We start from the raw sequence: 20901 nt of genomic DNA on the forward strand, positions 1-20901 counted from the left end.
TATTTCATGAGGTTGAAGGGGTTACTATTATTATTATTTGTTACGCTAGGTGTTACGCATTTAGCCTCAGCAAGTCATATGGTAGGAGCCGATTTTACTTATGAGTGTTTGGGTAACAATAGGTATAGGATCAATTTAGTTATTTATCAAGATTGTCTTAGAGGACAAGCTAATGCTATAGCAGAAGATGTACCAGCCTATATAGGCATTTTCGACTTAAGTGGTAATATTGCTAACAGTGGAATTGATAGTATAGGGCAGAATGATTTGACCGGTAGAGTAGAAGCAGTTTTAGTACCGCCAAATTTTAAGAACTCGTGTATTAATAATCCTCCTCCGATTTGCTTGCGTAAGGTGACCTTTTCTAAAGTATACACTTTAGCACCTAGTGCAGAAGGGTACAGGATTGTCTACGTAAGGTGTTGTAGAAATGCTTCAATATTGAATATCAACTCACCCAATAGTACAGGAGGTACCTACTTTTGTACCATTCCTCCCTTTGATGAAGCTCCTTGTAACAGTAGTGCTGTATTTAAAAACTTTCCTCCTCAAATAATTTGTATCAATAATCCATTAGTATACGATCATTCGGCTACAGATACTGATGGAGACTCCTTGTCATATGAGTTTTGTGATACTTACCCTGGCGGTGCATTAAGAGATGCAAAACCCTTGCCAAGTCCTTTCTTGCCTTCTCCTATAAGTTTTGCACCAGGTTATACGGCAGGTTTCTCAGCTACCAGACCTATGGGAGGGAATCCTGTAGTGCAGATTAACCCAGTAACAGGCATGATTACTGGTACTCCAAATGTTCAAGGTAGGTTTATAGTTACCGTTTGTTGTCACGAATGGAGGAACGGGGTAAGGATAAATACAACAAGAAGGGAATTTCAGTTTGAAGTAACAAATTGCTCAAAAGCTGTTGTAGCGGATATACCCCAATTATCCGATGAAATAAATACTTACATAGTAGAGTGTAAATCCAGGGAAGTTTTATTTCTCAATAAGAGCATTGGAGGCTTTTCCTATTTGTGGGATTTTGGAGTACCAGGTGCTACTTCTACCGAATTTCAGCCAATATTTGTTTATCCAGATACGGGTACGTATACTGTTAAGCTGACGGTAAATGCGAATAGTACCTGTCCTGATAGTATTTCTCGTTTTGTAAAAGTATATCCTAGTTTTAAAGCAGATTTTAGTTTTGACGGGTTGTTGTGTCCTAAAGCTGATATAGATTTTATGGACTTATCTGATGCTACATTTAAACCTATTACAGATTGGAACTGGAGTTTTGGTGATGGCAATTTCTCGACATTGCCAAATCCTAAGCATGCTTACCAAGTAGGAGGTACTTATCCCGTTCAGCTCATATCCAAAACTATTCGAGGTTGTATGGATACTATAACCCAAAATGTAACCATAGATGAGTTTGTACCTTTTGCAGGTAATGATACTATTATAGTAAAAGGAGAGTCAATAAACTTTGTTGCCAGCGGAGGCGACCAGTATTTATGGACACCTGGTGATAATTTGAATTTTGTAAATATTAGGAATCCAAGAGGTGCCTATCCAGATACAGGAAGATACAACTATACCGTGTTTATAAAAAGTAATGAAGGATGTGAAGATACGGACGATATAAATGTATGGGTTGTGAATCAGGCTTCTTTATTTGTTCCCTCTGGATTTACTCCCAATGGAGATGGCTTGAATGATTTGTTGAGGCCAATAAATGTAGGTTATTCTAAACTGAATTATTTTAGAGTGTTTAACAGGTGGGGTGAGTTAGTATATTCTACTGATAAGATCAACGCAGGTTGGGACGGATATTATAAGGGAGAGAAGGCTGAAATAGGCACTTATTTCTGGTTGTTGAGCATACAAGATAGATTTGGTAAAGACCAAACAGTAAAAGGAGATGCAACATTAATTAGATAATTCATAAGTAGTTGATATGTTAGCGAAGTGTTCCTTAATGCTTCGCTATTTTTATGTTTCATAGTTTATCAAACATAGGGTGTTATCTTTGTTGTAAGATTAATAAGGTATGAATAAAACAATATTAGTAACAGGAGCAACCGCAGGCTTCGGAGAGGCGATAGCTACTTTATTTGCAAAAAATGGTTACGATGTTTGTATTACGGGTAGAAGGGAGGAGCGGTTAAATAACTTGAAAGAAACCTTAGAAAAAGACTATGGTGTCAAGGTGGGTGCTTTTGTGTTTGATGTTCGCAATAGAGAAGAGGTAAAGCAAGCAATAGACGAGTTGAAAAAGACGATAGGAAAAATAGATGTATTGGTAAATAATGCTGGTTTAGCAGCAGGTCTAGGTGGTGTTGATGAAGGAGATATTGATGATTGGGATGTGATGATAGACACTAATGTTAAAGGACTGTTGTATGTTACGCGCCAAGTAGTTCCCTTGATGAAGGAACAAAAAAGTGGACATATAATTAACATAGGTTCAACTGCTGGAAAGCTTGTATATAAAAATGGCAATGTCTATTGTGCTACCAAGCATGCGGTAGATGCATTGACCCAAGCCATGAGAATTGACTTGCTGCCTTATAGTATTAAGGTAACTGCGATAAATCCTGGTATGGCTGACACTGAATTCTCACTGGTTAGATTTAAGGGAGATAAAGAGAAGGCAGATCAAGTGTATAATGATATACAACCATTGATGGCTAAGGATATTGCAGATGCTGCTTTTTACTGCGCATCACTTCCTGCACATGTTTGCATCAACGATTTGACCATTACATGTCTTAATCAAGCAAATGGTGTATATACAATAAGAGATTCAGAAAAGTAAAGATGTATTCAGCAAAAACAGAAATACGTGTTAGGTATGGAGAGACAGATCAAATGAGCTATTTGTATCATGGTAACTATGCCTCTTATTACGAAGTTGGAAGGACAGATGCTATGAGAGCTCTTGGCCTTGCCTATAAGGAGTTAGAAGAAAAAGGTATAATGATGCCTGTAGTAAAGCAGACTATGGAGTATCTACGACCAGTATTCTATGATGATTTAATTACAGTTACTACCATAATAAAAGAACTGCCTGAAGGTTCAAAAGTTGATTTCCATACTGAAATGTATAATGAGAAAGGTAAGCTAGTAAACCGAGGTGTTACAACGCTGGTCTTTTATAATAAAGAACAAAGAAAAACTGTTGCTATGCCAGAGATAATGAAACAGCAACTACAACCATTTTTTAGCTAGTATGAGCAATATAAAAGCGTCTATAATAACAATTGGCGATGAACTATTAATAGGTCAAACTATTGACACAAATTCCGCTTGGATTGCGCAAAAGTTGAACAGCATAGGATTGGAGTTAGTTAGAAAAGTATCAGTGGCAGATTTGAAAACCTCTATACGAGAAGCTTTGGATTTTGAGTTGACAAAAGCAGATATTGTGCTGCTTACTGGTGGGCTTGGTCCGACAGCAGATGATATAACTAAACCATTCTTGAGTGAATACTTTGGAGCTAAGCTTGTTGTAGATGATGGTGTTTTAAAACATGTAAAGCATCTATTTGAAATTAGAAATAGGCCTTTTCTGGAAAGAAACATTAAACAAGCTGAGGTGCCAGATAACTGTACTGTATTGCATAATAGTATGGGAACTGCACCTGGTATGTGGTTTGAGAAGGATGGTAAAGTTATTATTTCCATGCCAGGCGTTCCGTTTGAGATGATGAGTATAATGGAGGAAGAAGTGATACCTAGATTTATTGAACGGTACCAATCTGATGCATTGGAGCATAAAACGATCATTACTGCGGGAGAAGGAGAGAGTTTTATAGCTGAAAAGATAGTAGATATTGAAGAAAGTTTGCCAGGGTATATTAAGCTTGCTTATCTGCCTAGTGCAGGCATGGTGAAATTACGGCTTACAGGTAGGTCAAATAATAAAGAAACACTTATTCAGGAGCTGGGCACTTATCAAGAAAAGCTTGTGGCAAGACTTGATGACATAACCCTAGCTACAGAAGATCTATCTCTTGAGGAAATTGTAGGTAAAAGTTTGTTGGAACGTGGTGAAACCACAGCATTTGCAGAAAGTTGTACAGGAGGGTATATAGCTCACTTGATCACTAAAATTCCCGGTTCGAGTAGGTATTTTCAAGGAGGTGTTATTCCTTATCAGATAGACTTAAAGAGTTCTGTATTAGGAGTATCTAACGATACGCTTGATAAATATGGGGCAATAAGTGAAGAAACGGCTATTGAAATGGCTATAAATGGTAAAAAAAGTTGTCAGAGTAATTATTGCTTATCGGTTACAGGCTTATTGAGTAAAAGTGTTGATGCTGTAGACGAGTTGCCTATAGGTACTGTTTGGATGGCGGTAGCAGGGGAAAGAGGTGTTGTGACAAAAAGGTTCAAGTTTCACTACGATAGAGAAAGGAATAAGGAAATAGCAGCGAATATGGGTTTGCTAATGTTGTGGAAGTATATCAACGGTAAAATATGAGTTTAGTTTTTCTTATAGGAATGCCCGCGTCTGGTAAGTCGTACTGGGGCAAAGTTCTAGAAGAGAGCTATAGGTGGAGGTTTGTAGATATAGATGGTCACATTGTTGAAACAAAAGGCAAAACTATTGCACAGATATTTGAAGATGAGGGAGAGGCTAAATTTAGAGAGATAGAGTCTCAAGCCTTAAAGGAAGTTGTAGATAATGCTCTAGAAGATACGGTTGTGGCGACAGGTGGAGGAGTAGTGTTATCATCAGATAATATGCTTTTCATGAAAGCCTCTGGTTGTGTTATTTACTTAGAAACACCAATAGATATTCTTAAAGAAAGGCTTGAAAAAGATATAAATAACAGACCTTTATTTAAGAATGTATCAGATATAGATATCTTACTAAAAAACTTATACGAAATAAGAAAACCCTTATATGAGCAGGCAGATCATATTTTTGAGTATAAGAACATTTCAGTTGTTAACTTTGAAGAAATATTGAATAAATGTATAGACCGGCACTTATTGTAGGCGCTATCTTTGCGATGTTAGCAGTTGTTTTAGGCGCATTTGGAGCACATTCGTTAAAACCAGTTCTTACAGAGGCACAGTTACAAACCTTTGAAACAGGTGTTAGATATCAGTTTTATCACAGCTTTGCATTATTAGTAGTAGGTATTACTTATCAATATCTTCCTTTTAGGTTGGTGAAATTGGCTGGTTTACTATTTACAATAGGTATACTGTTATTTTCAGGCTCTTTATATATAATTACTGCTCTTAAGATGAATGGTAGTGTTGGACTTAAAAGTTTTGGAATCATAACACCTATTGGTGGCCTTTTCTTTATAGCAGGTTGGGTTACATTAATAATAGGCTTCTTTAAAAAGAAATAATATTTTTATAATATGAAGGCGATTGCGTTAATACCGGCAAGACTAGATGCTACACGTTTCCCGAGTAAGCTTTTGGCAGAAATAAAGGGGAAAACAGTAATAGCTCGTACTTATGAGTCAGCTATAAATATGGGGCTGTTTTCAGAAGTGATAGTTGTAACAGATAGTGATAAGATAAAAGAAGAGATAGAATCTATAGGCGGTACGGTCAGAATGAGCCAAAAAGAGCATGAAAGTGGCACAGATAGAATTGCAGAAGCTGTCATGGATATAGAAGCCGATGTGTTTGTTAATATACAAGGAGATGAACCTTTTGTACAAAAGGAACCTATTGAGAAGTTGTTGAAAGTTTTTGAAGGCCCGATGGGTAAAAACGTTCAAGTAGGTTCTATAGTTCAGAAGCTTAAAGAAGAAAAATATATAGAAGACCCTAACTATGTAAAAGTAGTGCTCGATCTACGAATGCATGCTATGTATTTCTCAAGAAGTCCAATACCATATAGAAGAGATACCAATATAGCTATCAACTATTATGAGCATATTGGTGTTTATGCATTTAGAAAAAAAGCGTTAATAGACTTTACACTGTGGCCACAGTCTCCACTGGAAAGAGTAGAGAAAATAGAATGTTTACGCTTTATTGAAAACGGTGTACCCATAAAAATGATAATAACACCATATATGGGTGTGGAAATAGATGCTCCTGAAGATATAGCCAAAGCAGAAGCATTAATGGATGCTAATGGCTGGCAGTAGAATTTAGTTAAATATCAAAAAGACAAGAAGAATGACTTTTCGCAACTTTAAAATGGTTGATTACGTAGTGTATGGTAGGGGCTGCTTTTCGCAATTAGATGATATATTAGCCCCTAAAAGAATAGGTGATGCTCCAATGGTATTTCTGTTAGACCATCATTTTTCTGGTAATGAAGCGTTTAAAGCAAGAATTCCTTTAAAAGGTAAAGACCTTATTATAGAGGCTGATGTAACACACGAGCCTAAAACAAGCTATGTAGATGAGATAGCCAATAGGTTAAAGTCCGAGTTTGGTGAAGTTTCAGGTATTATAGGTATAGGTGGTGGTTCAGCAATGGATCTAGCAAAAGCGGTATCTATTATGATGACCAACCCAGGTAAAGCTCAAGATTACCAAGGTTGGGATCTGGTAAAGCATAAGGCTGTTTATAAAGTAGGTATCCCAACACTTTCAGGTACAGGTGCGGAGGTATCGCGTACTTGTGTGCTCACTGGTCCGGAGCGAAAGTTGGGTATGAATTCAGATTTTACTCCTTTCGATCAAATCGTTTTAGATCCTGAATTGATAAAGAACGCACCGGTCAATCAACGATTCTATACAGGTATGGATTGCTATATACATTGTATCGAGTCTTTGGAAGGAACTTATATCAATGAATTTAGTAAATCGTATGGAGAGAAGGCACTAGAGCTATGTAGAGAGGTTTTTCTTAAAAATGATGAGTGGACGGATGAAAGTGATGAAAAACTAATGATGGCTTCCTATGCCGGTGGTATGAGCATAGCATACTCCCAAGTAGGTGTGGCTCATGCTGTAAGTTATGGCCTTAGTTATCTGTTAGGAACTAAGCATGGTATTGGTAACTGTATCGTATTTAACCATCTAGAAGAGTTTTATCCTGAAGGGGTGAAAGAGTTTCATGAAATGGTGAAAAAGTACAATATTGATATACCCACTGGTGTTACTAAAGGGCTTTCTGATAAGGACTTTGATACGATGATAGACGTGTCTATTGGTATGGCTCCATTGTGGGAAAATGCACTTGGTCCGAACTGGAAAGAGCAAATGACTAGAGAGCGTCTCCGTTCTATTTTTGAAAAACTATAGACTGTTGCGACCGATCATTATCGTAAATAGCATTTTTTTTATAGCATTTTTTTCAACTGCTATAGGTGTGTTTATGTACGATAGCCTACATTGGAGCTGGTTATTAGTAGTTTCTATACTTTTTCTAAGCATCCATTTTATGGGTGTAGTACATATTCAATACAACTATTTTGTAAAGTCGCTCAACAGCGGCGATGCTAGCAAGAAAGAAATTGCATTAACTTTTGATGATGGACCTGTAGCTTCTTCAAATGCTATATTGGACATATTGTCCCAAGAAGGTGTTCCTGCAGCTTTTTTCTGTATTGGTAAAAACATTGAGCATAATAAAGAAACGCTAAAGCGTATTGATAGGGAAGGTCATATTGTAGGTAATCATAGTTATGAACATGGTTTTATGTTTGACTGGCAGTCGTCTAAAAAAATGGCTGCTGACATCAATAAGGCTAATGAATCTATTTTAGAAACAATAGGTAAAAAGCCATTGCTTTTCAGACCCCCGTATGGTATTACCAATCCCAATCTTGCTCGTGCTATTAGAGCTACCCAAATGCATTCTATAGGTTGGAGCTTACGTTCTTACGATACCACAACAAATAATGCGGATAAGCTATTGAGTAGGGTCGTAGGTAATATAAAGGCTGGAGATGTTATACTATTGCATGATTCTATGCAGGTTACAGCTGAAATTTTAACGGAATTGATAACTAGTGCGAAGCAAAAGGGTTTTACATTTGTACGTATTGACGATTTATTGGGTATAAAAGCTTATGCGTAGATTCTCCTTCATAATATTATTTTTCATAACGTTTACTGCTCTAGGACAGCCCAAAGGCTATACTAAGCTAAGTGATGTTTCTTCTTTCCAGATAGAGTTGAAAGCTGTAAATGCTAGCTTGAAAAGCATAAAAAGTGATTTTAAGCAAATAAAAAATTTGTCACTGCTAGAAGAGAAAATACAGTCAAAAGGAGATTTTTATTATCAAAAACAAGATAAAGTAAGGATTGAATATACTGAGCCATACCAGTATTTAATGATCATTAACAATGGTAAGATGCTGGTGAAAGATGAGCAAAAAACTAGCAAAATAAATGCTAGAAGTAGCAAAATGATGCAGTCGATAAACAGAATAATGATAGACTGCATGCAAGGAAGTGTATTTGAAAATCCTGATTTTGAAGTTGCCGCTTATACTAATAGCAAGAATTATCTATTATTGTTAACCCCAACTACCTCTACAATGAAGAAGATGTTCAATCATATCGAAGTGTATATGAATAGAAAGGGGTTGGACGTGACAAAGCTGGTAATGGTAGAAAATGGTGGAGATTTTACAGATATGAGCTTTTTTAATACTAAGCATAATATACAATTAAATGAAGCTCTATTTAAAGTTAAGTAGTGCATTAATTGTACTATTCATCAGTTCTTGCTCTAATAGCCCATATAAGTACTTGATTCAGCAAAAAGATACTGATTCTTCTGCGCTAAGGTTCAAGCCAGAGTATGAAAAAACACTTTACAGATGTTTAGTTAATGGAAATGTAATTTTTAAGAAATACCATCTTAGTGGGTTGTTATTATTTAAGAAAAGTGAAAATGGCACGGTACGTGCAGTATTCCAAAATGAGATAGGAATTACTTTTTTTGATTTTGAATGGGGTAGTAATGGCAGTTTTAAGGTAAATGCTATCATCAATAAGCTTGATAAACCTGTGGTTATAAATGTTTTGAGGAAAGATATGGAAATGCTTCTTTTCTTAAATGTGGATAAAGAGCATGAAAAAAAGTTTTTGAGAGATAGGGGTAAAGAGCTTTATAATTGTTTTAGTTTAGAAAAGGGAAGCAATTGCTATGTGTCAAAAGATGATCAGTTATTAAGGATAGAAAATATAGGGAAGAAAAATATAGTAACAACAGTAAAAATTGGTGAGAAGAATAGCCTGAATTCTATGCCGAACTCAGTATTTTTTGATCATCATAAAGCAAAATTCACAATACAGCTTACTAAGATTAAAAACTAATGCCCATGTTAATGAACGATTTTTATAAGATTGACTACTTGCAAAGAGAACCAAATAGTTTTACATGTAAGGTGCTTTTCAATGCAGATCATGATATTTTTACTGGTCATTTCCCTAGTCAGCCTGTAGTGCCAGGTGTTTGTATGATGCAAATGATCAAGGAGCTTTTGGAGTCTCAAACAGATAAGTTGCTATGGTTACGTAACGCTGGTCAGGTAAAGTTTTTACAGCTAATAACCCCTGATACGGAACCGACAATTAATGTAAGCTGGGATGAGGCTGATATGGGCTATAATGTAAAGGCTTCTTTTAAGAATGATACAGGATTTTTATTTAAGCTAACTGGGAGTTACGAATCAAAATAAAAAGGACTTACTTCGGTAAGTCCCAATCTCCATTAAGTTTTAATACTTTTTCTATAACATCCCTCACACAACCTTGCCCTCCACTGAGTGGGCTTATGTATTTAGCTATGGATTTAACTTCTGTACATCCATCGGCTGGAGCGGTAGGTAACGCGCACATCTGCATTACTGCATAATCGGGGATGTCATCACCCATATATAAGGCTGTATCTAAAGAAAGGTTATTTTTCTCAACAAGTTGTTTTAGTAAAGCCTTCTTATCTTTTACCTTAATGTGTACTTCTTTTAGTCCTAAGTTTTGAAAACGTACTTTTATTGCCTCCGAATTACCTCCTGAAATGATCCAGACATTATATCCTTTCTTTACTGCAAGTTGCAGTGCATAACCATCTTTTATATTTACCTGACGTAATAGATGACCATCTTCAGTAGCCAATAGTGCGCTATTGGTTAGAACCCCGTCTACGTCAAAAATGAAGGTCTTAATTGGAGTGAAAAGTTCTAGTATATTCATTAGTCTTGGTTGTCTCTCCATTCATATACCCAACTACTTTGCACCATTTCTAAGTGCCCTTCATTGGAATCTTCTCTTTTCCCTTCAAAGTTTTCGATCTCTAATATCCAGTCTAGTAGTTCTGTAAAGCGTATTCTGTAAATTTTGCTTTCCCCAAAGTCATCTCCAAAACGCTCATAGAGTTTCAAGGCTATGTCTTCGTAATCTCCCCAGTTAATTGGTGGTTCGTAATGAGCCATATATTAAATTTAAATATTATTTTTTTTATTATTCCCCATGTATTAAAGACTGGTCAGGAACAGTTACTTCTATAGTGCCGCTTCCTCCTTCATTTAATATACATTGGCACCCTAATCTTGAGTCTAATCTAGGATTTCTTGCACGGTCAATGAAATCTTCCTCTTTGTCTGATAATTCAGCAATGTGTTCTTGACCTTTGGTAACGTATATATGACAAGTGCTACAAGCGCAAACCATACCACAGTTATGATGCAGCTCAATGTCATTTTCATGAGCCACCTCTAATATGCTTATATCTGATTCTACGTTTTCTACCGTTTTTGGCTCTAAACCCTTTTGTTCAAAGTTGAATTTTATATTATACATTTCTTCTGGTCCGATTTGGCGCAAAGGTACTACTTATCAGGCTTATCTTCCTTATCTGTGCTATATGAGTTATCTATTGAGGTAGTGATAGATTCATATACCTTTTGCCAGCTTGTATTTGAGCTTAGCATGTCCATATGCTTTTTTATTGTCCCCATGTCTTTTCTAATGGCAGGCCCTGTTTGAGTACTATATGGGCTTTGCGTTTGTAGTCGTTCAACAGTTTGGTGAATTATAGGGTAGAGTGCAGCGAATGGAAGCTCTTGCTCCTTACATATCTGTTCGCTTATTGCTAAAAGATGGTTTGTAAAGTTATTGCTTAAAACAGCAGATAAGTGTAGCCAACTACGTTGTTCACTACTCACACTAAAAAGCTGGTCTGTTATTGAGCTTATTAATCCCGATATAATATGATCGACCTTATCGTCTGAAACCTCTATGGCTATAGGAATATCTTTATGTTGAGGTATGTTCTGTTTGTTGATGGAGTATATTGGCCATATTACGGCATTGTGCGGTGCTGCTGAGGTTAATACTTCTCGTTTTACAGAACCTGCTGTATGAACTAATATCGTATGTTGAAATGATAGTTGATGGGCTATATCCTTTATGGCATTATCTGAAACTGCTAAAAAGCAACAGTCTGCACTATCATCTATATCTGAAATGTTTTCTATTATAGAACTATTAATAGAATCGGTTAGCTGTTTAGCATTGTTCTTGTTCCTGCCATATACTCCTATACATTGATGCCCTGCTTGGGTTAGTCTTTCTGCAAAGAACCATGCTATATTTCCTGTACCTATAATATTGAAATTCATAGTTACTGGTTGTTTATATAATGTTGCTCCATAATGACATAGGCTTTTTGTTTAAGGGTTCCTACATCATCTAATGTCATCCCCTTGGTAGGTATGGGTTCTAGGAAGTCAAACCTAATAGTCATAGGCCATGCCCAAAACTTTGTATGATGTGGCAGTATCTTTTTAGTATTGAAGATGATGCCCGGTATAATTGGTCTTTGAGTTTTTATTGCTGCTATAAATGCGCCATCATAGAAGCGCTGTAGCGGTTGGTCTGTTTTATTTCTTGTTCCTTCAGGGTACAAGCAAAGATGGATCCCCATGCTTAATGTTCTTTCCATTTCAGAAAAGCTTTCACGTCTGCTTTTTTCGTTTTTTCTATTAACAAGTATGGAGCCTGCTTTATAGATAATTCCAAAGACAGGGATTTTTGCCATTTCTGATTTTGCTAGAGTTTTGTTAGGACCAGGTATCCATGGTGAAGATACGGGTATGTCTACCAAGGAATTATGGTTGGTGATAACAATATAGTTTTCCCCTTTTTTAAAATGTTGTTTTCCTGATCTTTTTACAAAGCAGCCTACAAGAGGTAAGTAAATACCCATCCATAGCCTGAATATTTCATGCAACCTTTTTGCTCTACTAGGCTCAGGTAAAAGAGCGATAAGCCAAATGGGTATAAATACAATAAGCATGGTTATTATAAATAATATCATGCCATATATAAAATATAAATGACCTAGTATTTTTTTTGCAGTATTCATTATTACTTGGCAAAATTACAATTCCCAATCGATTGTGTCTAAGCCTTTTTCTTTAAGCCAATTATTTGTTTTGCTAAAATGTTTGCAGCCAAAAAAGCCGTTGTAGGCAGATAGGGGAGAAGGGTGTGCAGATGTTAGTATTAAGTGTTTACTTTTATCAATAAGAGGTTGCTTGCTTTTGGCAAATCCACCCCAAAGCAGAAAAACTAGATGCTCTTTTCGTTCTGACAGTATTTGAATTACTTTATTGGTGAATTGATGCCAGCCTATTTTGCTATGAGACATTGGTTTGTGCGCTTCTACGGTAAGTGAGGCATTAAGTAATAGCACTCCCTGCTTTGCCCATTTTTCAAGGTTGCCATGTTGAGGTATAGCAATACCTATATCTTCGTGGAGTTCTTTATAGATATTAACTAATGATGGAGGTATGGCAACACCATTCTGTACAGAAAAGCTTAAGCCATGAGCTTGACCGTGATTGTGATAGGGGTCTTGGCCAAGGATAACAACTTTTACATTATTGATAGTTGTTGTGTTAAAGGCGTTGAAAATTTGTTTTCCGGGAGGGAAGATAAGCTTTCCTGCTGCTTTCTCTTTTCTAAGAAAATTAGCAATCTCCTTAAAGTAAGACTGTTCAAACTCTTCAGATAATTCTTTTTTCCAGCTATCTTCGATTTGTACTCCCATTCTTTTATATAACTGTCTTCAATTATTCTTCCCCCATAGCAGTAGCATTGTTTTGCAATATGCTAAAGCTGCTACATACTTTTTTGCCTTTTATTTTTTGAGTGAGAACAATAAGGTATATATCACTTTTTAGAGGAGCGAAAGAATAAATGATGAAATTATTTTTTTCAGGCTCAGTAAGCGTTTTCTTATCAATAAGATTGTCCTTTCCGTCAAAAAGCTCCATAGTTATCTTAGATGCTTTTTTACTCCCTACAAATAGTAATTGGTATAGTTGCCCTTGGGTTAACTGGACGGCAATAGAAAAGGGTTGACGAGGCTCCATTTGTACCATTGCATCTTTATATACAGTAAGCCCTTGTTCTTTAAACTGACGTTTTATTTGCTCTGATTGCAAGCGCACTTCTTTGTCAACACAACCGATACTCGGACGCTGTTGTGCATTTACAGAAACAGAACATAAAATAGATAAAATAAAACTGAAAGATATTATGTGTTTTTTCATTGGGTAGTCATTGTAAATACGAATATAAAAAGAATTATACCCATATCCAGTTCTAGTTGATAAGCTAATGTTATATAATAGAGTTTAAAGTATCTCTTTCACGTGTTTGTCAATGTTTTGAGCAATTTTTTCCATAGGTAGATCATTATCGTCAAAACCAAACGGGTCTTCAATTTCCTCAGCGATGAGTTCCATACTCGCCATTACATAAAACACAATGGCAACAATAGGAATGACAAAATAGCTTAATGTAAATACATAGCCTAAAGGGAGTGTCATTACATAAATGAAAATAAATTTTTTAATAAAAGCACTGTAAGAGTAAGGGATTGGAGTGTTTTTTATTCGTTCACATGCTCCACATATATCAGTAAGAGCCGTAAAGTCATTGTTGATATATAATAGCTCTTCACCTGTTATTAGCCCATTTTTGTGTAGCATGTTTATCCTGTTATTAATGCGAGTTGCTACATGGTTAGGAGCATGCCTGCTTCCATCTATAACTTTTAGTTCAGGATGTTCTATTTCGTCAAGTGAGTAGCGTGTATATTCAGATTGAAGATGATCCTTTAATACACTGGAATATAGAGGTATCGCATTTTTAAAAAACCTTCTATTATCAGTATCGTCATCTGCTAGTAAGGAGTTGAGTTTTATTGCGAGGTTTCTGCTTGTATTAACCAAGGCACCCCATTGCTTTCTTCCTTCCCACCAACGGTCGTAAGCAGTATTTGTACGAAATACCAGAAGTATGGATAATGCAAAACCTAATAGGCCATGTAGTTGGTTCAAATTAGAAAAATAGCCTTGCCCTTTAGCTGTAAGATAGTTAAGCTCTATATAAGAAAGTAACGCAGTGTATATGGATATTATCAGTATAAGTATGGATAACTTTCTTAAAGTGTCTGATTTGTGAAATTGAAAAAGTATACCAAACCAGTTTTTGGGGTTATATATACGCATATATGGTCTATTTGATCTCTAATTCCAGCAGTTTTTGGTTTTGTATATAGGCCTCTAATCTGTCATTAGGGTTTACAGCTCCTACACCTGCAGGTGTGCCCGTAAAGATGAGATCCCCTATATTAAGTGTGAAGAATTGAGATACATACTCTATAATCTGGTTTATTGAGTACGTCATCTCTTTACTATTCCCTTTTTGCACACGCTCCCCATTTTTATCCAGACTAAATTCTAAGTTATTAATCGCTATGTTCTCGTCGATAGGAATAAAATCTCCTACAACAGCAGAGCCGTCAAAAGCTTTTGCTATTTCCCATGGAAGTCCTTTTTCTTTTTGTTTTTGCTGGAGGTCTCTAGCTGTGAAATCTATACCAACTGATATCTCATTGTAATATTTATGGGCAAACTTGTTCGCTATGTATTTGCCATTTTTAGCTATTTTTACTACAAGTTCACATTCATAATGTAGGTCGTCTGTAAACTCAGGGTAATATAGAGGCTTGCCCGGGAAAAGTAAAGCACTTTTAGGTTTCATAAAAATGACAGGAGCATCCGGAGTATCATTATTTAGTTCTTTGGTGTGTTCTGAGTAGTTTCGACCAATACAAATTATCTTCATCTAAAATAGAATTTCATGAGTCGTGTAAAAATAAAATTTCCACAGGATAATCCCTTATTTATAGCTGAAGTTCCTGTTCGTATTACGGATGTTAATTATGGGGGGCATGTAGGGAATGATTCTATTTTGTCCATTATCCAAGAGGCTAGAGTACTATTTTATCAGAGTATAGGCTATACTGAGTTAGACCTTGGCGGTGTAGGTACGATAATGGCGGATGTGTCTATAGCATATAAATCTGAAGGTTTTTATGGAGATATATTTGAAATTTCTATTTATGTGACGGATGTTAGTCAGTATGGTTTTATTCTGTTATATAAGATCATGAAAAAAGGAGAGACCCCTTCGAAGGATATAGCTCACGCGTCTACTAGCATCGTCTGTTTTGATTATGAAACTAGAAAAGTGGCATTAATACCAAATGTTGTAAAAAATAAGTTGAGTATTGTGAAAAATTAAAGTTTTCATTTACCTTTGCCGCTCTTTAAAACCACATTATTTGGCGAGGTAGCTCAGGTGGTTAGAGCGCAGGATTCATAACCCTGAGGTCGAGGGTTCAACTCCCTCTCTCGCTACTAGTAAAATAGCCCCTTTCAGAGGGGCTATTGCTTTTTTATCCCATCCTACTAAAACAATACTAAAACATTTCTGGTCAGAGTCGTACTACAATGTTGTGTCTTCGTCATCGTATTTTCATTATTTATAGTTACTCTAGAGCACAATTTTATAGTTCTAGTTTTGAATAGTAACTTTATCTTATATTTGAGTTAATACGTTTTTAATCTCTTGAAGCAATTACTTGTCATATTAATATCTGTTTTCTACGCCTTTGGAAGTACAGGTGTGACACTACATTTCCATTACTGTGGCGAGCTGTTTCAATATGCGTCTTTCTTTAATGATAAAGAGAAAGACTCCTGTTGCGGAGAAAAGGGGGAGAAGCATGGGTGTTGTAGCAGTAAGGTTATTAAAGGTGATATTGATGACCACAAGCAGGTATTCAAAGACATATATTCGTTTAAGAAAGTAATAGATGATGCGCCCTCATCAATACCATATCAGGATTTTGATAAAAGAATTATTGTAAATAGGCTTTGTCACTACAGTAAACTTCATCCTCCACCAATTATTTCCACTAAGGTTTATTTAGATAATTGTGTTTTTCTGATTTGATACTAGTCATCAAATGCTGCAACTACGATAGTTAACAGCTACAGTATGATTTTTAAAATTGCAATGACAACTGTTCTGTCCTGCAATAATTGATGACTTAATATTTTCAATATGAGAAAAACTTTATTGATAATGCTATGCTTATTGTGCATAGCTAATTATACAAATGCACAAAATGCAATAGATAAATACCTAACAGGTACAAATAATTTTAAAGTAATAGGAGGTGCATCCGATGGTCTTTTAAACCCTCAAGATCTAGATTTTATACCAGGTACAAATACCTGGTGGGTGTTAAACTATGAGGGAAATACTGGTAGTGTTTCCATCTTCTTCGATGCTAACAAATCAACTCAGAGTTCAGAGTTTAGGAGAGATTCTCATGCTGGGCATTTTATGATAAGAGCATCTGCAATGGCTATTGGCGATAATGGGAATTTTGCTACAGTTCATGAAATACAAAATACCAATTCTCAATCTCCAACATTTATGGGTCCTGCTTTATGGTCAACCGATACTTCAATTTTTGCTCGATTAGAGCAAAGTAATTGGGATCCGTCTACACTTTTAGGTAGTCATTTAGATATGTTACACCAAAGCCCATTTGCAATGGGTATTGCACATGATAATGCAAATGTATACTGGGTATTTGATGGGTATAGTGGTAATATCTGCAAGTATGATTTTAAAACACCCCACGTTGTAGGTGGAGATTATCATGCTGATGGAGAAATATACAGGTATAGTGATGTTTCGGTAAAGCGAAAAGTTGGAGTGCCTAGTCACATGGTTTTGGATAAGCAGAATGACTGGTTATATATCGTTGATGGTGGTAATAACAGAATCATCAGGATGAAAACAACAAGTGGGAATGATGCAGGTGGGTTATCACCTGATCCCGGAGCAATGGAACCTCTAGCAAAATATAGAAAAATGACTGGCGCAACTGTTGAGGTTCTGGTAAGTAGTGGGCTAACTTCTCCATGTGGTATTGATTATAAAGACAATCGTATTGTTGTAACTGATAATGCTACAGGAGAGATCATTATTTATGATGTAAGTAGTGCTCCTGCAACAGAAGTTGGAAGAATACAGTCTGATGCAGGTATTATGGGCGTTAGAATAGATTGGGATAATGGAATATGGTTGGTTAATAGAAATAAGAGACAACTTTTAAAAATAGAGAATAGCAATGTTCCAACAAGTATTAGATCTATAGCGTCGGAGAATAAACTCATAGTATATCCGGTACCTGCACAAGATGTGCTGAATGTAGAGTGGAGTGGTAATAGTGCTTTGGTAAGAATAGCCGACATGACGGGCAAAATAATGTATCAGAATGAAATGGTAGGAAATAAATTGACTATTAACTCATCTATCTTACCAACTGGTATATATACTTTAATTTTACAATCGGATAAAGATGTTTTTACCAGAAAAGTAATTATAGAGTAAGATGAAACTATATGTGAAAAATATGGTTTGTGACCGATGTAAGATGGTAGTAAAGGCTGAGCTTGAAAAGCTTGGCCTTTATCCTACATCAATACAATTAGGTGAAGTGGAGCTTAATATAGATGACTTAGAAGCTAGTATAATAACTCAACTTGATGCAAACCTTAAAGATTTAGGTTTTGAGCTAATAGACAACAGAAGAGCAAGAATGATCGAAAAGGTCAAAAATATTATCATAGACCTAGTGCATTCTGATAAAGAGTACCCTGCCTTGAAAATAAGTGAGTATATCACAGATAAGGTTCCTCAAGATTATAATTACCTAAGCAGACTTTTTTCAGAAACAGAAGGTATAACTATAGAGCAGTATTTAATACATCAAAAAATAGAGCGTGCAAAAGAGCTTATTGTATATGACGAGCTGTCATTAACTGAAATTGCGTATAAGTTAGGTTATAGTAGTCCTGCACACTTATCATCACAATTCAAGAAAGTTACCGGTATGTCTCCTAAATCCTTTAGAGATTTGCAGTCTAAGCCGAGAAAAGAGCTGGATAAAGTGGGTGTAAAACAGAAGTAGGAATTATGTAAGTTAAAAACGTAATCGTGTAAAAGTTAGAGAATAGGTCTGCATAATTTTGTATTCAAATACAATGGTTATGTCAGATAGAACATTATTACATAGTTCTGAGGTTGCAATAAAAGATAGTTTTCCTGTTTTGAAAATGACCTGTGCTGCTTGTGCATCTAGTGTAGAGTCTATGCTAAATGCTATTGATGGGGTTATTTCTTCAAGCGTGAATTTCGCTAACAAAAGTGCTTCAGTAGAATATATCCCCTCAAAAACGTCCCCTGCTGAATTTCAGGAAACAATACAGTCTATAGGTTATGAATTGATAGTAGACAAAAAGAATGAAACAGAGCTGAAAGAAGCTGCAGAAGCTAGTTATTATAGTTTGTTAAAACGTAGAACAATAGGTGCAATCACTTTTTCAGTACCTCTTGTTGCTATCGGTATGTTCTTTATGAATATGAAGCATGCGAACTGGATAATGCTGTTTCTGTCAATACCTGTAGTGTTTTTCTTTGGACGTCATTTTTTTATTAATGCCTTTAAACAAGCCCGTCATAGAAAAGCTAATATGGATACACTAGTTGCAGTAAGTACAGGTGTTGCATTCGTGTTTAGTCTTTTTAATACCCTTTTTCCGGAATACTGGTTGTCAAAAGGCTTACAACCTCATGTTTATTTTGAGGCATCGGCAGTTATTATAGCTTTTGTATTACTGGGCAAATTGATGGAAGAAAAAGCAAAATCAAATACATCTACTGCTATAAAAAGGTTAATAGGATTGCAACCACAGTTTGTAACAGTTGTAGATGCTCATGGCAGACAGGAAGAGGTGCCAATAGGAGATGTAAATGTTGGGGATACCATACTTGTTAAACCGGGTGAGAAAGTTGCGGTGGATGGTGTCATAGTATCGGGCAGCTCGTATGTGGATGAAAGTATGATAACAGGAGAGCCTATAGCAGCAGAAAAGAAAAGCGGTGATAAGGTTTATTCGGGGACCATTAATCAAAAAGGGGTATTCCGTTTTGGAGCAGAAAAAGTAGGTTCTGATACTTTGCTAGCTCAGATAATAAAGATGGTGCAGGATGCACAAAGCAGTAAAGCTCCTGTGCAAAAACTGGTTGATAAGATTGCAAGCATATTTGTACCAACAGTTATATTGATATCTATACTCACTTTCTCTTCATGGATGATTTTAGGGGGTGAGAATGCGTTAACTCATGCATTGTTGACTTCTGTTACTGTATTGGTAATAGCATGCCCTTGCGCTTTGGGATTGGCAACACCTACAGCAATTATGGTTGGGGTAGGTAAAGGAGCAGATCAAAACGTACTAATAAAGGATGCTGAAAGTCTTGAACAGGCTTATAAAGTAGATACTGTTGTGCTAGACAAAACAGGTACGATAACGGAAGGGAAGCCTAGTGTGACAGATGTGTTTAATATATCAGAAAATGATGTATCTGAAGTAATGCTGGCTATGGAGATGCATTCCAAGCACCCTATAGCAGATGCAATAGTGAATTACTATAATAATAAATCTGTTACACCTGCAGAAGTTGAAGAAATAGAAGACATAACCGGTAAAGGTGTTAAAGCAGTATACAACAACAATGTATTCTTAGTTGGTAACAGGCTTTTAATGGATGATAACAATGTAGTTGTTTCAAGTGATGCGGAGGCTACAATCGCAGAGTTACAGAAACAAGCAAAAACCATTGTGCTTTTTGCAAAGAACAAAAAGCTGCTTTCAGTCATAGCTGTCGCTGATGAAATAAAACAGACCTCAAAAGAAGCAATAAAACAACTACATGATCTTGGTATAGAAGTGCATATGCTTACGGGCGATAACGCTTCAACAGCTAATGTTATTTCAAAGACGGTTGGTATCAACAATACAAAAGCTGAGGTATTGCCCGCAGATAAGGCAGATTATATAAAAGGCTTACAAAAAGTTGGTAAAGTAGTAGCTATGGTAGGCGACGGAATAAATGATAGTCAAGCATTGGCACAAGCAGATGTAAGTATTGCAATGGGGAAAGGTAGCGATATTGCTATTGACGTTGCTAAAATTACCCTGATTACGTCTGACTTAAATGCAATACCTAAGGCAATTGCACTCTCAAAAAGAACAGTCGTTACTATCAGACAAAACCTGTTCTGGGCATTTATTTATAATGTAATAGGTATCCCAATTGCTGCAGGTGTTTTATTCCCAATAAATGGCTTCTTGTTAGACCCGATGATAGCAGGAGCAGCCATGGCATTAAGTAGCCTTAGTGTAACAGCAAATAGCTTAAGACTTAAGTACTCATAATTATTAATCATAAAAATTTGAACAAATGGAAACTTTAAAATTTAAAACTAACATTAACTGTAACGGTTGTGTAAGAGCTGTAACCCCGACTCTAGACAATGAAAAAGAAGTATCAGAATGGGATGTTGACATTCAATCATCAGATAAAGTGCTATCAGTGAAAACAGAGCATTTGACTAAAGAGAATATAATAGAACTAGTTAAAAAAGCAGGGTTTGAAGCAGAAGACTATGCATAAAGTCGTTAGGTTATTGAAAAAACTATTCAAGAAGAGGTGCTGCGAATAAGCATTATG

27 protein-coding genes and 1 tRNA gene are annotated in these 20901 nt (G+C 36.1%); 19 read left to right on the plus strand and 9 right to left on the minus strand.

What is annotated here, in order from left to right:
• Positions 1-6: 6 nt before the first annotated feature.
• The 12 genes from R2800_03070 (at position 7) to R2800_03125 (ending at position 9626) form a co-directional block, all read left to right on the plus strand.
• On the plus strand, positions 7-1938 hold the full coding sequence (locus R2800_03070; protein ID MEZ5016005.1) for a PKD domain-containing protein: 1932 nt from the start codon (positions 7-9) through the stop codon (positions 1936-1938).
• A gap of 109 nt (positions 1939-2047) precedes the next feature.
• Complete coding sequence (locus R2800_03075; protein ID MEZ5016006.1) at positions 2048-2815, plus strand: SDR family NAD(P)-dependent oxidoreductase; 768 nt, start codon at positions 2048-2050, stop codon at positions 2813-2815.
• 2 nt (positions 2816-2817) lie between these two features.
• Positions 2818-3228, plus strand: a complete 411-nt coding sequence (locus R2800_03080) for a thioesterase family protein (GenBank protein MEZ5016007.1) — start codon at positions 2818-2820, stop codon at positions 3226-3228.
• 1 nt (position 3229) lies between these two features.
• On the plus strand, positions 3230-4486 hold the full coding sequence (locus R2800_03085; protein ID MEZ5016008.1) for a CinA family nicotinamide mononucleotide deamidase-related protein: 1257 nt from the start codon (positions 3230-3232) through the stop codon (positions 4484-4486).
• Positions 4483-5007, plus strand: coding sequence for a shikimate kinase (locus R2800_03090; GenBank protein ID MEZ5016009.1), 525 nt, complete (start codon positions 4483-4485; stop codon positions 5005-5007). The genes R2800_03085 and R2800_03090 overlap by 4 nt, the downstream gene beginning before the upstream one ends.
• Positions 4983-5372, plus strand: coding sequence for a DUF423 domain-containing protein (locus R2800_03095; GenBank protein MEZ5016010.1), 390 nt, complete (start codon positions 4983-4985; stop codon positions 5370-5372). The genes R2800_03090 and R2800_03095 overlap by 25 nt, the downstream gene beginning before the upstream one ends.
• Positions 5373-5384: 12 nt before the next feature.
• Positions 5385-6128 (plus strand): 3-deoxy-manno-octulosonate cytidylyltransferase, encoded by a 744-nt coding sequence (kdsB, locus tag R2800_03100; GenBank protein MEZ5016011.1) that lies wholly within the window; start codon positions 5385-5387, stop codon positions 6126-6128.
• Between the two features lie 31 nt (positions 6129-6159).
• Positions 6160-7236, plus strand: coding sequence for an iron-containing alcohol dehydrogenase family protein (locus R2800_03105; protein ID MEZ5016012.1), 1077 nt, complete (start codon positions 6160-6162; stop codon positions 7234-7236).
• 73 nt (positions 7237-7309) lie between these two features.
• Complete coding sequence (locus tag R2800_03110) at positions 7310-8014, plus strand: polysaccharide deacetylase family protein (protein MEZ5016013.1); 705 nt, start codon at positions 7310-7312, stop codon at positions 8012-8014.
• Positions 8007-8639, plus strand: coding sequence for an outer membrane lipoprotein carrier protein LolA (locus R2800_03115; protein ID MEZ5016014.1), 633 nt, complete (start codon positions 8007-8009; stop codon positions 8637-8639). The genes R2800_03110 and R2800_03115 overlap by 8 nt, the downstream gene beginning before the upstream one ends.
• Positions 8614-9261 (plus strand): hypothetical protein, encoded by a 648-nt coding sequence (locus R2800_03120; GenBank protein ID MEZ5016015.1) that lies wholly within the window; start codon positions 8614-8616, stop codon positions 9259-9261. Before R2800_03115 ends, R2800_03120 begins: the two co-directional genes overlap by 26 nt.
• A gap of 11 nt (positions 9262-9272) precedes the next feature.
• Entirely contained in the window at positions 9273-9626 is a 354-nt protein-coding gene (locus R2800_03125) for a hypothetical protein (GenBank protein MEZ5016016.1), read from the plus strand.
• 7 nt (positions 9627-9633) lie between these two features.
• Here the strand turns inward: R2800_03125 and R2800_03130 are convergent, their stop codons facing one another.
• From R2800_03130 to R2800_03170, 9 genes are all read right to left on the minus strand, one after another.
• On the minus strand, positions 9634-10140 hold the full coding sequence (locus R2800_03130; GenBank protein MEZ5016017.1) for an HAD hydrolase family protein: 507 nt from the start codon (positions 10138-10140) through the stop codon (positions 9634-9636).
• Positions 10140-10379 carry a Fe-S cluster assembly protein IscX gene (gene iscX, locus R2800_03135; protein ID MEZ5016018.1) on the minus strand — a complete coding sequence of 80 codons (240 nt, stop codon included), beginning with the start codon at positions 10377-10379 and terminating at the stop codon, positions 10140-10142. The genes R2800_03130 and iscX overlap by 1 nt, the downstream gene beginning before the upstream one ends.
• A gap of 28 nt (positions 10380-10407) precedes the next feature.
• Complete coding sequence (locus tag R2800_03140) at positions 10408-10746, minus strand: 2Fe-2S iron-sulfur cluster-binding protein (protein ID MEZ5016019.1); 339 nt, start codon at positions 10744-10746, stop codon at positions 10408-10410.
• 29 nt (positions 10747-10775) lie between these two features.
• Complete coding sequence (locus R2800_03145) at positions 10776-11567, minus strand: DUF2520 domain-containing protein (protein MEZ5016020.1); 792 nt, start codon at positions 11565-11567, stop codon at positions 10776-10778.
• A gap of 2 nt (positions 11568-11569) precedes the next feature.
• Positions 11570-12265: a lysophospholipid acyltransferase family protein gene (locus R2800_03150; GenBank protein ID MEZ5016021.1), complete on the minus strand. Its 696-nt coding sequence runs from the start codon at positions 12263-12265 to the stop codon at positions 11570-11572.
• A gap of 63 nt (positions 12266-12328) precedes the next feature.
• Positions 12329-13000: a uracil-DNA glycosylase gene (gene ung / locus R2800_03155; protein MEZ5016022.1), complete on the minus strand. Its 672-nt coding sequence runs from the start codon at positions 12998-13000 to the stop codon at positions 12329-12331.
• Between the two features lie 22 nt (positions 13001-13022).
• Entirely contained in the window at positions 13023-13505 is a 483-nt protein-coding gene (locus tag R2800_03160; protein MEZ5016023.1) for a hypothetical protein, read from the minus strand.
• An 84-nt stretch (positions 13506-13589) separates the two neighbouring features.
• Positions 13590-14468, minus strand: a complete 879-nt coding sequence (locus R2800_03165) for a bestrophin family protein (GenBank protein MEZ5016024.1) — start codon at positions 14466-14468, stop codon at positions 13590-13592.
• A gap of 7 nt (positions 14469-14475) precedes the next feature.
• Positions 14476-15087, minus strand: a complete 612-nt coding sequence (locus tag R2800_03170; protein MEZ5016025.1) for a fumarylacetoacetate hydrolase family protein — start codon at positions 15085-15087, stop codon at positions 14476-14478.
• Between the two features lie 15 nt (positions 15088-15102).
• On the opposite strand from R2800_03170, the gene R2800_03175 reads away from it, so the two are divergent.
• The 7 genes from R2800_03175 (at position 15103) to R2800_03205 (ending at position 20844) form a co-directional block, all read left to right on the plus strand.
• Complete coding sequence (locus tag R2800_03175; GenBank protein MEZ5016026.1) at positions 15103-15546, plus strand: thioesterase family protein; 444 nt, start codon at positions 15103-15105, stop codon at positions 15544-15546.
• Between the two features lie 42 nt (positions 15547-15588).
• Positions 15589-15662 (plus strand) — tRNA-Met (locus R2800_03180).
• 211 nt (positions 15663-15873) lie between these two features.
• Positions 15874-16260: a hypothetical protein gene (locus R2800_03185; GenBank protein MEZ5016027.1), complete on the plus strand. Its 387-nt coding sequence runs from the start codon at positions 15874-15876 to the stop codon at positions 16258-16260.
• A gap of 111 nt (positions 16261-16371) precedes the next feature.
• The gene (locus R2800_03190; protein ID MEZ5016028.1) at positions 16372-17715 is read left to right on the plus strand and encodes a T9SS type A sorting domain-containing protein; all 1344 of its coding nucleotides are present in this window, start codon (positions 16372-16374) and stop codon (positions 17713-17715) included.
• Position 17716: 1 nt separating this feature from the next.
• Positions 17717-18295: an AraC family transcriptional regulator gene (locus R2800_03195; protein ID MEZ5016029.1), complete on the plus strand. Its 579-nt coding sequence runs from the start codon at positions 17717-17719 to the stop codon at positions 18293-18295.
• A gap of 79 nt (positions 18296-18374) precedes the next feature.
• Positions 18375-20606 carry a heavy metal translocating P-type ATPase gene (locus tag R2800_03200; protein MEZ5016030.1) on the plus strand — a complete coding sequence of 744 codons (2232 nt, stop codon included), beginning with the start codon at positions 18375-18377 and terminating at the stop codon, positions 20604-20606.
• 25 nt (positions 20607-20631) lie between these two features.
• The gene (locus tag R2800_03205; GenBank protein ID MEZ5016031.1) at positions 20632-20844 is read left to right on the plus strand and encodes a heavy-metal-associated domain-containing protein; all 213 of its coding nucleotides are present in this window, start codon (positions 20632-20634) and stop codon (positions 20842-20844) included.
• The last annotated feature ends 57 nt before the right edge of the window (positions 20845-20901 follow it).

The sequence above is a fragment of the Flavipsychrobacter sp. genome, from assembly GCA_041392855.1.
In the GTDB taxonomy this organism is placed as follows: domain Bacteria; phylum Bacteroidota; class Bacteroidia; order Chitinophagales; family Chitinophagaceae; genus UBA5543.